The sequence below is a fragment of the Schaalia sp. JY-X169 genome (assembly GCF_014069575.1).
GTDB lineage: Bacteria > Actinomycetota > Actinomycetes > Actinomycetales > Actinomycetaceae > Scrofimicrobium.
This window is the reverse complement of record NZ_CP059675.1, coordinates 1690241-1703049: the sequence shown is the minus strand read 5'-3', so window position 1 is coordinate 1703049 and position 12809 is coordinate 1690241. Positions and strand designations below refer to the sequence as shown.

Below are 12809 nucleotides of genomic sequence, written 5' to 3'. Positions count from 1 at the left end.
TTGCGCTTTTTGTCAGGCTGTGGCGGTTCCAGCACCGCAGCTTCTTCAAGAGCAATCGTTGCATTTGTCATTTTCTTACCGCCTCTGCTTCGCGTCGTGAATCAGGTACGGCACGACAAGGGCAGCAACAATAACAAGCATGATTGTTCCGACTGCCGCCGCATTGGAGTAGTCCCCCGATGTCATGAAGTTGTACATGTCAATTGCGGGGACCTTGGTTGAGTAGGTGCGCTGGTCCGTCACAGCCATAATCAGGTCGAAGGACTTCATAGCCATGTGTCCAATGATGATGACGGCAGACAGTGCCACTGCAGACAACTGCGGGAAAATGATGTTCTTGTAGAGTTGCCATTCGCTCGCGCCATCAACGCGCGCTGCTTCGCGGAGTTCATCGGGGATGCCGCGGAATCCAGCCAAGAACAGGGCCATGACATACCCGGAGAGCTGCCAAATCGCAGGAATCGCTACAGCAACAACACCGAAAGTGATGTTCGCAGTCCATGAGTTCTGGAGGAAGTCTAAGCCAAGCATCTGGAAGAGTCGGTTGAGACCCTTAGCGTTGTCATCCACGCCTGAGTTGAGCAGCCACTTCCACACAACACCTGAGGCAATGAAGGAGACAGCCATGGGGAAGAGGAATATTGACCGGAAGAAACCTTCACCTTTGATGGGGCGCTCAAGAATCCACGCCCATATGAAGCCGAGGATGAGGGTGCCGACAAGGAAAGTGACGGTGAACAGCAGCAGGTTGATAAGCGAATGCTGGAAGTCTGCGTTTCCGAACAGATTGATGTAGTTCTCGAAGCCTACGAAGGACGTCTCTCGCACTCCGTTGTACTGCGCAACTGTGTGTGCATCGCGCATCGAGGTGACAGTGTTTGCAGCGATGAGCCCATAGACAAAGACCCCGACCAGGATTACCGAGGGCGAGATCAACAGTATTGGGGGTCCGATTTTGCGCCATTGAATTCGACGCCGCGTCTGTGATTTGGTCGCCATTTGTGTTCCTTGCTCATGGTTTGGGTGGTGACACCTGGGGTGCCACCACCCAAACCTGGTTAGTGAGTCGAACCGAGTAGTCCGCAGCGCCTAGTTGCTCATCGGTGCGGCAGCAGCGGTTAGCTCAGCTTGGAGTCCGGCCACATCGGATGCGCCCTGCGAGAACTTAGCGACTGCGTCATTCATTGCGTTCGAGACTGCAACTGGCGTTGCGGCCCCATGCGCAATCGAGGACACGATTGTGTCTTTAGCGAATGCCTTCATCGCGTCCTGCTGGTACTCACTGAACAGAGCAATATCATCTGCGGTCAGATCAGAGCGAGCAGGGATGGAACCCTTGATGGTGTTGAACGTGATCTGGCCTTCCATGCTGGAGATGGTCTCCATCCATGCTTCAGCGCCCGCTACGTTCGGCGCGCCGACTGGCAGTGTGAATGAATCAGCAAGGAAGTCGAACATGCCTTCAGTTCCCGGAACCGGGAATGCCAGGTAGTCGGTGCCGTACACCTTGTCAGCGGCGTCAAAGGCAGCAATCGCCCAGTCACCCATAACGTTGTAAGCGGCATCTCCGCTGAGCACTGGGTTCAGTGCCGGCTCCCAGTCCTCATTGAGGTAGGACTTGTCAGCGAGATCGATGATTGTCGCGAACTTGTCGAGAGCAGCCGTTACTTCAGGTCCGTCCCAAGCGGTCTTTCCGTCAAACAGACCGGTGTAACCATCCGCACCGAGTTCGGCCATGAGCACCGTCTCCAGAAGTTGAAGCTGGGTCCATGCCATGCCAACGGTGATCGGAATCTTGCCGGCAGCCTTGACCTTCTCCATGTCGGCAATCCAGCTGTCGATATCAGCTGGTACCTGGGCCGGATCAATACCGGCTTCTTCCAGTACGGCAGGGTTTGCCCAAACCACGTTGGCGCGGTGTACGTTCGTCGGAACCGAGTAGATCTTGCCGTCGACAGTCAGACGATCGATCAGAGTTGCCGGGAAGGCCTCTCTCAAGTCGAACTTGTCGTAGAGGTACGACACGTCCTCGATCTGCAGTGCATCGATGTAATCAGACAGTTCCGCGCCAGCGTGGGCCTGGAAGCTGTCCGGTGGGTTCTGTGCCGCTAGGTCTGCTGCAAGTTTCTGTTTGGCTTGTGAACCGCCACCACCAGCCACGGCAGCATTCACGAATGTGAAATCGGGATGCTGGGTGTCGAACACCTCAACGAGTGCTTCGAGGCCGATCTTCTCTGAGCCAGCCTCCCACCAGGTTACGACTGAGACATCGCCGCCGCCTTCTGCCGCGCCGCCGCCAGATTCCTCACCAGCCTGGTCTGGCGTGGCAGTCGCTACTCCACAGTGGTGCGCAGCGCAGGACGCACCATAATGAACACGGTCCCGCCCGGAACTGCTGTCAGAGTCTCGATGTGTTCGAATCCGTATCGCTCGTAGAGCCGCTTGCTTCCCTCGGTCGTAGATTCAAGAAAGACAGGTATTGGATCTTCGTCGACGATGGCCAGACGATTCTTCAAAAGGGCCGAGCCAATGCCTTTTCCTCGAGCCTCGGAAGCGGTGACGATATCCCGAAAGTACCAGTGCGGCTGCGCTGGGCGACGTGATTGTACGGCCTCATCATGGGTCCGACCCCTTCTGCCCGAGGGCGTAAGTGTCGCGGCAACCCGCTCAAAAACGCGAGCTGGAAGGGTTTTGATAGGTGCGGTGCCTTCGGGGGGCATGTAGTTGAGCGCACCCAATATGGTCCCTGACTCCGTGCGAATGATGTCGATGTGCCTGTGCCCACCAGCTCTGATTTCCGATTTGAACGCGGCCTTGACAACACGTCTCCGTGATCGTTCACCGGGAACGATCGCAGACCACACTGGATCGGGCGCGAACGCGTCGGAGAATAGTTGTGCGATTGCCTCGGCATCTTCGTTGTTCGCAGGCTCGATGCTAACCGGCGAACTCGGGGGGCTACTTTGGCTCATTGTCTAGATTGGTCCTGGGGTGGGTGGAGAGGTAGATGGTCGGCAGAATACCCAGGGTGTTGAGGACTGCTAGTGGGAGAACCCAACCCTTGTCCTCTCGCTTGAGGGCGCGGCGCAAGGCGACGACCTTGAGAGCTAGATCTGCGAAAGCGACGACTCCGATTGCCGTACGGAGGCCGCTAGGAATGCTACGAGACAAAGAGTGGGTGAAGGGTAAGCAAATGAAAGGTGCGCGGTGGTGACAGACGCACGCGCAGTCGGCCCCTTCTTCCACCTTCATGCCACATACGGGGCAGACGTGGACGTCGCCGTGGCCACCGCATCCGCAAGCGCAGGCTCCCGTGTCGGAGACACATGGTCCGTGGCTGCAGTTGCAGTCTTCAGGTTCGCACCCGCAGTCATCCTCACACCCGCAAGGCAGGTCATTCTCCCCGCAGCAGTGACAGCCGTGGTTACAGCATGCACAATCGCCCTCTTTTGTTGCCGCGCAAGTCTTACACCTGCATTTCTCACAGTCGCAAGTACTTTCCGGTGACACTTCGCCGAGGACGTTTGCTTCGGTATCGGCCATGATCGCCTCCTGTGTGGAGTGGTTGTGGAAGCAACGCAACTCCTGTTGAACTAATGAGAAGTCTACGCTTCGTGGCTCCGATTCGACAGAAGCTGTACCATCCAAAGATCGCTACCGATATATCGTTGACAGGGGCATGCGGTGTATGTAACGATATATCGGTAACGTGTTCGACAACGTGTCGTCACATGCAAAACAAAAAGGAGGTCTCATCGTGAGACTACGAGAGAATGTATACGCAATGGCCCCGTATCCCCATGATGGATTCGGAGGCCACGGTGGTCACCATGGTGGGCCGCAGGGGCGTGGAGGTTGTGAAGAGCGTGGCCACCACGATGGTCACGTAGGCCGTGGCCGCCGCGGAGGAGGACCCCGGGGCAACGGTCCAGGTGGACCTGGAGGTCCACGGCGTGGAGGCCGAGCGCGGCGCGGAGACGTGCGGCTGGCACTGCTTTCACTGCTGGCGGAAGAAAGCGGAAGTGGCTACGCCCTCATCAAGAGGATCGAAGAGAAGACCGGTGGAGTGTGGCGAACGAGTCCCGGGTCGGTGTACCCAACTCTTTCCCAACTGGTAGATGAGGGGTTCGTTGTTGCTCTGCCTACGGGGGGAGGGCGAAACGACTTCGAAGTCACCGATGCGGGACGGGAGTTCGTCGAAGAAAACACGGAAAAGATCGCTTCCATCTGGGCCGGAGACTCCGATGATTTCGAGGGCGCCAAGGCGCTGCGCCATGCGGCCCACACTCTGTTGGGCAAGGTTCGTGAGTTGGGCGTAGAAGGTACCCCGGAACAGATTGCTGAGGCAACCAAGCGCCTCAACGCGTTGGCAACCGAGATAGGCAAAATTTAAAGACTAGCTGAATTGTCAACGGGATGGAAGAGTATTGAATACTCTCGGCAGCAAGGCAGGCAGGTAGTATCGGACGGCAGTAGTGCTCCTCTAGGCTGAAGGCTCAGAAGAGAGGTCCAACAGATGACAACAACTGCCTCGCTGCCGGGCTCCGGTGGCATTGGTGTCCGCTCCGACGGGGATGACGTCAGGTACTACTCACTTACGACTGACCAGGTACTGGTTGAGCTCGACTCCACCCAGGATGGACTCACCCAGTCGGCAGCGCATGAGCGGTTGAAACAGTACGGACCGAATGCCCTCGACACGAAGAAGCGTAAACCCGCCATTCTGCGGTTTTTAGCCCATTTTGATGACATCCTCATCTACATCCTGCTCGGCTCGGCCGGCCTGAAAGCAATCATCGGTGACTGGGTTGATTTCACCGTGATTCTGGTGGCGGCAGTGGCGATTGCCCTCACGGGGTTTATCCAGGAGGGGCAGGCTGAGAATGCCCTCGAAGGCATCAAGAAGATGTTGTCTCTTGAGGCCGAAGTGCTTCGGGATGGTGCGTGGGTGAATGTCCCGGCAGAGGATCTCGTTCCCGGGGACATTGTTCGCCTGGCTGCAGGGGATAGAGCCCCTGCAGACCTGCGGATACTTGAGTCCACGAACTTGCGTGTCGACGAGGCCGCCCTGACGGGGGAGTCTGAACCCAGCGAAAAGGACAGTCGCCCGGTGGGCTCGGATGCGGGCGTGGGGGATCGTTCCTCAATGATCTTCTCTTCAACCATCGTCTCAAGCGGCAATGTTGTCGGGGTGGTTACCGCCACCGGGATGAACACTGAGATTGGTCGCATCACCAAAATGGTGGACGACGTCGAGGAGATGGACACTCCTCTGTCACGCAAGCTGGCGAAGCTGGGGAAGTACATCGCGATCGGTATCGGCATTATTGCCGTCGTCATGGTTCTCATTGGCCGGATCGTCCACCACATGGACATTGATGAGCTGATTTCTGCTGCCATAGGCTTCGCGGTTGCTGCTGTACCTGAAGGTTTGCCCGCGCTGGTGACGATTACCATGGCGCTAGGTGTCAAGCAGATGGCCTCCCGCAATGCAATCACCCGCAAGATGGCGTCGGTGGAGACACTGGGAGCTGTCACCACAATCTGTTCGGACAAGACCGGCACTCTGACGCAAAATGAGATGACTGTTCGTGAGGGAACAACTCGTGACCAGGCGTTTCAGGTTAGTGGAGAAGGGTATTCTCCCGATGGTCAAATCATGTTTGACGGCAAAGAGATCGACGTATCGAGGACTCCGGGACTCACCGCGCTAATAGAAGCGGGAACCCTTGCCAGCAATGCTGAGATCACTAAGAGCAACGGTGAGTGGACACTGGTGGGGGCGCCAACTGAGGGTGCCTTGACCGTGCTGGCGCAGAAGGCAGGCATCCCCAATCAGACGAAGCGTCTTGCAGAGGTGCCTTTTGACTCCGAACATAAGTTCTCGGCTTCGCTGGATGAAATGCCTAACGGGCGCCTCGTCATCCATGTCTACGGAGCACCGGACAGGATCCTGGCGCGTTCGACGCAGGAGACAGATGACCAGGGCATTACCTATTCACTGGACGAGGACGCCTGGGAAGCACGCAACGCTGAGCTATCGAGCCATGGTTTGCGCGTCCTCGGCGCAGCCTCCAAAGATGGGCGTGGAATCGATCCCGAGACGTTCAGCATTGACGATTTGAGGGGTCTGACCTTCCTTGGGTTGTTCGGAATCGTTGACCCGCCACGTCCCGAGGCCGTCCAAGCTATTAAAGAGGCGCATGACGCTGGTATCTGCGTCAAGATGATTACGGGTGACCACGCTGGCACTGCGGTCGCGATCGCGCAGGAGCTGGGAATTGCGCCAGATGGTGACGATCCGCAGGCCCTGGCGATTACCGGCAGCGAAATTGAGGCGATGAGCCAGGATGAGCTCCGTCAGCGCGTTCATGACGTGAACGTGTTTGCGCGGACCAGTCCAGAGCATAAGATCCGCATTGTTCGAGCACTCCAGTCTCGTGGAGAGATTGTGGCAATGACCGGCGACGGAGTTAACGACGCGCCCTCGATCACAAGGGCTGACGTTGGTGTCGCTATGGGAATCAAGGGCACCGAAGCAACAAAAGAGGCTGCGGACATCGTCCTTGCGGATGACAACTTCGCGACCATCGAGAAGGCTGTCGAAGAGGGACGGCGAATCTTCGACAATATCCGCAAGTCCCTTGTCTTTCTTCTTCCAACAAACGGCGCGCAGTCCCTCGTGATTTTGGTTGCGGTTGTTTTCGGCATCTCCATGCCACTTTCCCCGGTGCAAGTCTTGTGGATCAACCTGGTTACGGCGATAACGCTGTCTCTGCCACTCGCCGCGGAACCCGCCGAGCCGGGCATCATGCAACGGAAGCCAAGAGACGTTAACGAGTCGATTCTTCCTCGCGCGCAGATCAGACTGATCGCACTGACTTCATTGCTAATTGGTGGCCTGAGCCTCGGTGTGTTCCTCTACGGTCAAAGCCACGGGCTCACGCACGCTCAGGCGCAGACCACTGCCGTGACGATGCTTGCCTTTGCGCAGTTGGCGTTCCTGTTCTCATCCAGGTTCCTCAACACGTCCGCACTGACACGGCAGGTACTTGTTGGGAACCGTCTGATCTGGATGGCTGCCGGGGCTCTGGTGGTGCTGCAGATGATCTTCATCTACACGCCTTTCATGAACTCCTGGTTCGGGTCGGCGCCCATTGGCTGGCGTTCATGGCTGCTCGTCCTCGTTCTGGCCTTCCTGACCTTCCTTTTTGTGGAGGCGGTGAAAGCCATTTCGCGGAAACTAGAGAAGACTCCCTAACGCAACGGTGGCGTCAGTCATACGCATCATGTGCTGGGACCTAAACTCTGTATATGACATCAGATGCACAGGGCCAAGTTGCGCCAGAGCCGGACGACGGTGGGATAAAGAGTAAGAGTGCCGTCGGATCGGTCCTGATCTTTCTGGTTTTTGTGGAGCTCACCAGCGGTTTCGTGCAGGGCTTCTACACCCCACTTCTTCCCGATCTCGCGAAGCACGTCGGCGTCTCCGGTGAAGCCATGAACTGGTTCCAAACCGCGCAGGCCATGGCCGCGGCAGTTCTGGTACCACTGATGGCCCGGCTGGGTGACATTCACGGGCCCCGCACAGTCCTACGCGTGGCGATTGTTGCTGTTCTGCTTGGAACGATAATGATTGCGGTATTTCCATCGTATCCGCTTGTGCTGTTGGGGCGGATCTTTATCGGGCCGCTGGGAGTGTGGCTACCACTCGCGATCGCGATAATCTATGTGCGAACAGCCGGGGGGTCCGCGTCAAGATCAATCAGCATCATCTCGGCATCGCTGATGGGTGGCATCGTGCTCGGGACAGTGGCGGCGGGTATCGCCCAGGATGTCATGTCGAGCCTCGTGGCCGCACTGCTCATTCCCTCTGTGATGGTTGCACTCTCTGCCCTGGTGGTTTTTCTGAAACTGCCCGAGGACGTGCGCCTCTCAGCCGGGAAAATCGACTGGGTTGGGTTTGTTGGCCTCGGCGCCTTCCTAGTCGCCTTGATCTTGGCGCTCGCATTTATCGGACCTTCACATGCGAAGACCTCATTGGCGCTCTTCGCAGTGACGGTGGCCTTGTTCGTGGGCTGGGTGTGGTGGGAACGCAGGACCAGTGACCCGGCCATTGACTTTGGACTGGTTGTTTCCAAGTCGATGGGACCTCTCTATGTCGCGGCCTTTGCCATGGGCGCGGTGATGATTGACGCGCCGCCCAACCTGGCGGACTTCTTGAGCCGCGACCCTGAAGTCTACGGCTACGGATTTGCGGCCTCGTCGGATGTCCTTGCCGGAATGATCGCCTCAATGCTGGTATTTGCGACTGCTGGAGCCCTAGCGTCAACCTTCATTGCCGCCCGACTGGGTATGCGCACCACGCTGCTTGGTGCGGCACTGTTGGGAGCCGTTGGCCAGGGATTGCTGATACCCATGCCGCACCTGGTTGCAGCGTTCTGGGTGTCGGGAATACTCACTGGGTTCGGCCTCGGCATCCTGGTTGGCGCACTTCCCGCCCTTGTGTCACACGCAGCGCCAGCCGGTCGAACCGGCATTGCCAACGGCATCTACTCCGCCCTTCTCGCAATGGGAGGTGCGGTTGGTGGGGCCGTCTTCAAGCAAGTCCTGGTTGCATTCCGCGACGAGCAGCGCATGACAGAGCTGGGTGGATACACCATGATCTGGGCCATCAGCATTGCACTGTTCCTGTTGACAGCCCTCATGATGGCCACGGTTGAACTACCCGACAAGAGAAAGCAAGTCCATGAGTGATCGCAAAGTAGCACTGCCTGACTTCGCGGGCGAGGCCGCAGAAATCCGCGACGAACTGGTTAGTCTGCGGCGCGCCATCCACTTGGAGCCGGAGATCGGCCTCGACAACCCCCAAACCCAAGCCAAGATCCTTGATGCACTTGAGGGGCTGCCGTTGGAGATAACCCTGGGTAGGGGACTGTCTAGCGTGACGGCGGTGCTACGCGGTGGCAAGCCGGGCCCAACAGTGTTGCTCCGGGGAGACACGGATGGTCTCCCAATGCACGAGCAGACCGGTCTGTTTTTTGCCTCTACGGGGGACACCATGCATGCGTGCGGACATGACCTGCACACCGCAGGACTGGTTGGTGCTGCAAGACTGCTCAGCGCCCACCAGGATGATTTGCCCGGAAATGTTGTATTCATGTTCCAACCGGGTGAAGAGGGTAAAGGCGGGGCTCAGATCATGCTTGACGAGGGTGTTCTTGACGCATCGGGCGAACGTGCCATAGCGGCCTACGCGATCCATGTTGGACCCGGCCCCCGCGGAGTGTTTGCAACAAAGAACGGTTGTGCAACAGCCGGGTCTAACCAGATGTACGTGACGATCAGGGGACGTGGCGGTCACGGGTCCTCTCCCCATCTAGCCCTCGACCCCGTGCCAGTTGCGGCCCAGGTCATCTTGGCCATTCAGTCTTACGTGACTCGCATGATGAACGCTTTCGATCCAGTGGTCGTATCTGTGACGCAGCTAAGTACCGGAGAGAACGCGGTCAACGTAATTCCTGACGCAGTGACCTTGGGTGCGACGATCCGTACGCTCACCGCCCAGTCACTCGCGCAGGTTCGTGAGGGCTTGGAGCAGGTGGTTCGCTCAACGGCAGCAGCATATGGGTGCGATGCGGACTACGAGTTCCTAGTCCTTTATCCCTCGACGATTAACGATGACCTCACCACCGAGGATGCGGTCGTGGACATGCGCAGCCAGTTCGGTGATGAGAGGGTAGCGATTATCCCTTCCCCCATGATGGGCTCTGAAGACTTCGCTTTTGTCCTACAGGAAGTGCCGGGTACTTTCGTGGGGTTGTTCACCACGCCCCCCGAATTGGCTGGTTATCCGACGGAGTTCAACCACTCACCCCGCGTCATCTTCGATGATGCAGTTCTAGGTGATCAGGCGGCGGCGCTGGCAGCCATGGCCTACGGGAGACTTCAACGGGCGGCACAAGACACGGCCGAATAGCGAAGAGGAATGGGACTCTGGGAGTTCCTCGCAAGGGAACCCGACCAGACAATACATCCCACCAAGTCGTAGACTGAATCCAAGTCGACTCTATCCCTAGGAAGGGAAACACCATGGCAATTGATGCGAACCCAGAGGCAGTTGAGTTTGCCCGTCAGCTGATCGAGGACGGACGCTACGTCCTCGACCAGCACGGAGACTGGGATCAGGTCAACCCTGACACCAACGAGCAGGATAATTTTGTTCGTGAGCATGGCATGAAGGCCTACGGCAACTGGCACCTTGGTGTCAAGGTCGGCGGTTCCTACAACGAAAAGTCTGTCTACAGCTTCCCGTATGGCGACTTCCATAAGGTCTACCGTTCGGGCCTGATTGCCGCTCAGGAACGTGCCGCTCAGTACCACCACGGTGCAGTTGAGCAGGCCGCGAAGGATCTGCTGGCGATGCTGCCTGAGGGTGAGTAGTTCCACCGGGTTTTAGTGCCCGCATCCCCTTGGGGTGCGGGCACTTGCCTGCCTTAGACGAAGATGATCTGCGCGCCCTCGGACAACTCAATGAAGTCAGCGGCCGAAATGATCCCCTCCACACCCGGATGCAGCATTGGTTTCTTGACCTGCATCATCTCTGCAGAGAGCTGGCAGGCATACATGTGTGCGCCCATTGCTGACAGGTGGTCTAAGAACTCGGGAATGGTGGGTATGTCCTGTTCAGCCATCATTGACTTGAGCATCTTGGTGCCGAATGCAGTCATCCCAGGAACTCCGGCAAGCATCTGCGGGAACCCCATCGTCGCACCGCCGCCAACGAACCGCTCCATCTGCGGCATGTGCATTGCGGTGTTGCCAGCGTAGGAGAACTTCAGGTCATCCATCGTCCTGACATCGATGATGTCCAATCCCCAGAACGTAAAGAAATAGTCGACTTCAATTCCCTCGCTAAGCGCGGCATTGCCCATGATCAGTGCTGGATAGGCCATATCCAAGTTTCCTTTGGAGCAGATGAAGCACATCTTGCGCGGTCCCGAGGATCCAGGCGAGGATGCTCCGCCCTCGCCTACCTGTGATTTCTCTTGGTTGCTGCCACCACCAAAGTCGGGGATCAGGTTGCCCTCTTCATCAATCGGCATAATCTCTTCCTTTCAAAGCGTCAGTTAGGGGCGACAGTCACACGCATGCCGTGGGCTTGGATCGTCCCGCAATGTAAGCCAGCTTCTTTGCGGGCTTGCCGGGGAACAGTGTGAACAGTGTCTTGATGTCGAAACCGCCGACCTGCTGCATGCGCCGCAGGGTGGGGGACTGGCCCTGTTTGAGGGCGTCCTCGCGTACAAACCTGATCGCACGCCAGTGTTCGTCCGTCAGTTCTTCCACCCCGGCTTTCTGTGCGAAGACGGCTGCAAGGTCCTCATCCCACTGGTCGGGAACAGTAAGAAACCCTTCCTTGTCGACCTCGATCAGTCGCCCGAGAAAAGTATTGGTTGGCATGATTTGTCCTCTTCTGTATGCGCCAAAATCCGACTAGCGAGCGTCCTCGGGAACAATTTTTCCATCCATCTTCATATCCGCAGAAAACGGTAGCGGCCGCCCGGGTAGCAACATGTTCCAATAGACCAACTCAAACCCCATCTTTGAGGCATGGTTCAGGTACGACGGGCCCAACAGGCGTAGGGCGGGGACGCCGTAGATCGGGAAACGTCCCGGTAGAGGCTCCTGGTCGTAGTTGAAGTCCAGGAGCAACGCTTCCCCACGTCCTGACTCAATGAAGCAGTTCGCGTGACCATCAAAGCTGTGGGTGAGCGGAAGGTCTTGAACCGCTGCCACCAGATTGGGGACGAGGGCGTCCATCTCGAAATGTGCAACGGACCCGGCTTTTGAGGTCGGCACATTGGTGGCATCCCCAGCGCACCACACGTTCGGGTCCGCCACAGCCTGAAGGGTGTGCTTGTTGACTTCGATAAAGCCGGCCTCATCAGCCAACCCACTATCTGCAGCAACCTTGGACCCGTGGTTCGGGGGTACCGTTGCCAGAAGGTCGAAGTGTACGCGCCGCCCATCGTAGGAAACAAGCTCGGCGCGTTCGTTATCGATGCTCTCGATCTGGAAGTCCGTAACGACTTCGATGCCACGTTCAGCGAGCAGGTGCCCAAGCGCCTCAGATGCCACGGGTTTGGTGAACGCGCCATCCAACGGAGTCACGAAGACGACGTCAACGTCGAAGCCGCGGCCTCGTTTGCGGAGGTAGTCCTGGGCTAGCAATGCGAACTCCAGTGGTGCGACAGGGCACTTGATGGGCATTTCGCAGACGTTGACGACGAGGCGCCCTCGCTTGAGTTCTTTGAGCTCTGCCTTCAGCCCCTCAGCCCCCTTCAGGGTGTAGAAGTCGAAAACCTTGTCGTACCACAGGGAGCCGTCTTCCATTCCGGGTACGAGGTCGGGGCGCGGAACGGTGCCGGTGGCGATGATGAGCTGGTCGTAGGGCAGTCGCTCTCCGGATTCGAGGACGACCACCTGCGCATCGCGATCTATCGCGACAACATCTTCTTGGACGAAAGCGGCGCGTTTCGGCAAGAACTTTCTGCGGGACTTCGTGATGCGCTTTGCTGGCATCATCCCGAAGGGCACGAAGAGGAATCCTGGCTGGTATTCGTGGTCGTTGTTTTTGTCAACGACGGTGATGGTCCAGTTCTCGAAGACCTTCTCTTTAGTAAGCATGTTTGCCGCCATTGTGCCGGCTGTTCCCGCGCCCAGAACAACGATGTTCTTCATCTACCCTCCCCGTTGATAGTGCTGGTCGAATCATATACTCGCCAGGGTATTCAGAATAGAGGTTTGGG

At 57.6% G+C, this 12809-nt stretch carries 13 protein-coding genes; 6 read left to right on the top strand and 7 right to left on the bottom strand.

The window, feature by feature from the left end; all coding sequences use genetic code 11:
- Positions 1-75: 75 nt before the first annotated feature.
- The 4 genes from H2O65_RS07550 to H2O65_RS10700 all read right to left on the bottom strand — a co-directional run bounded on the left by H2O65_RS07550 (position 76) and on the right by H2O65_RS10700 (position 3252).
- A complete protein-coding gene (locus H2O65_RS07550; RefSeq protein ID WP_182141131.1) occupies positions 76-999 on the bottom strand; it encodes a carbohydrate ABC transporter permease in 924 nt (307 codons plus the stop codon).
- Between the two features lie 90 nt (positions 1000-1089).
- Positions 1090-2421 (bottom strand): extracellular solute-binding protein, encoded by a 1332-nt coding sequence (locus tag H2O65_RS07545; protein ID WP_182142726.1) that lies wholly within the window; start codon positions 2419-2421, stop codon positions 1090-1092.
- Positions 2334-2972, bottom strand: a complete 639-nt coding sequence (locus tag H2O65_RS07540; RefSeq protein WP_182141130.1) for a GNAT family N-acetyltransferase — start codon at positions 2970-2972, stop codon at positions 2334-2336. The genes H2O65_RS07545 and H2O65_RS07540 overlap by 88 nt, the downstream gene beginning before the upstream one ends.
- On the bottom strand, positions 2959-3252 hold the full coding sequence (locus H2O65_RS10700; protein WP_398396024.1) for a DUF5652 family protein: 294 nt from the start codon (positions 3250-3252) through the stop codon (positions 2959-2961). Before H2O65_RS10700 ends, H2O65_RS07540 begins: the two co-directional genes overlap by 14 nt.
- Between H2O65_RS10700 and H2O65_RS07535 the strand changes: the two genes are divergently transcribed.
- The 6 genes from H2O65_RS07535 to H2O65_RS07510 all read left to right on the top strand — a co-directional run bounded on the left by H2O65_RS07535 (position 3211) and on the right by H2O65_RS07510 (position 10443).
- Positions 3211-3507: a hypothetical protein gene (locus H2O65_RS07535; RefSeq protein ID WP_182141129.1), complete on the top strand. Its 297-nt coding sequence runs from the start codon at positions 3211-3213 to the stop codon at positions 3505-3507. The genes H2O65_RS10700 and H2O65_RS07535 overlap by 42 nt on opposite strands.
- A 472-nt stretch (positions 3508-3979) precedes the next feature.
- Complete coding sequence (locus H2O65_RS07530; RefSeq protein WP_220458727.1) at positions 3980-4393, top strand: PadR family transcriptional regulator; 414 nt, start codon at positions 3980-3982, stop codon at positions 4391-4393.
- Between the two features lie 123 nt (positions 4394-4516).
- Complete coding sequence (locus H2O65_RS07525; protein ID WP_182141127.1) at positions 4517-7261, top strand: HAD-IC family P-type ATPase; 2745 nt, start codon at positions 4517-4519, stop codon at positions 7259-7261.
- A gap of 53 nt (positions 7262-7314) precedes the next feature.
- Positions 7315-8757 carry an MFS transporter gene (locus tag H2O65_RS07520; RefSeq protein WP_182141126.1) on the top strand — a complete coding sequence of 481 codons (1443 nt, stop codon included), beginning with the start codon at positions 7315-7317 and terminating at the stop codon, positions 8755-8757.
- A complete protein-coding gene (locus tag H2O65_RS07515) occupies positions 8750-9979 on the top strand; it encodes a M20 family metallopeptidase (RefSeq protein ID WP_182141125.1) in 1230 nt (409 codons plus the stop codon). The genes H2O65_RS07520 and H2O65_RS07515 overlap by 8 nt, the downstream gene beginning before the upstream one ends.
- A gap of 113 nt (positions 9980-10092) precedes the next feature.
- Positions 10093-10443, top strand: a complete 351-nt coding sequence (locus tag H2O65_RS07510) for a hypothetical protein (protein ID WP_182141124.1) — start codon at positions 10093-10095, stop codon at positions 10441-10443.
- Positions 10444-10496: 53 nt separating this feature from the next.
- Here the strand turns inward: H2O65_RS07510 and H2O65_RS07505 are convergent, their stop codons facing one another.
- The 3 genes from H2O65_RS07505 to H2O65_RS07495 are packed head-to-tail and all read right to left on the bottom strand — an operon-like array spanning position 10497 to position 12741.
- Positions 10497-11105: a DsrE/DsrF/DrsH-like family protein gene (locus H2O65_RS07505; RefSeq protein WP_182141123.1), complete on the bottom strand. Its 609-nt coding sequence runs from the start codon at positions 11103-11105 to the stop codon at positions 10497-10499.
- Between the two features lie 37 nt (positions 11106-11142).
- Positions 11143-11460: a TusE/DsrC/DsvC family sulfur relay protein gene (locus H2O65_RS07500; protein ID WP_182141122.1), complete on the bottom strand. Its 318-nt coding sequence runs from the start codon at positions 11458-11460 to the stop codon at positions 11143-11145.
- A 33-nt stretch (positions 11461-11493) separates the two neighbouring features.
- Positions 11494-12741, bottom strand: a complete 1248-nt coding sequence (locus tag H2O65_RS07495) for an NAD(P)/FAD-dependent oxidoreductase (protein ID WP_182141121.1) — start codon at positions 12739-12741, stop codon at positions 11494-11496.
- Positions 12742-12809: the final 68 nt, after the last annotated feature.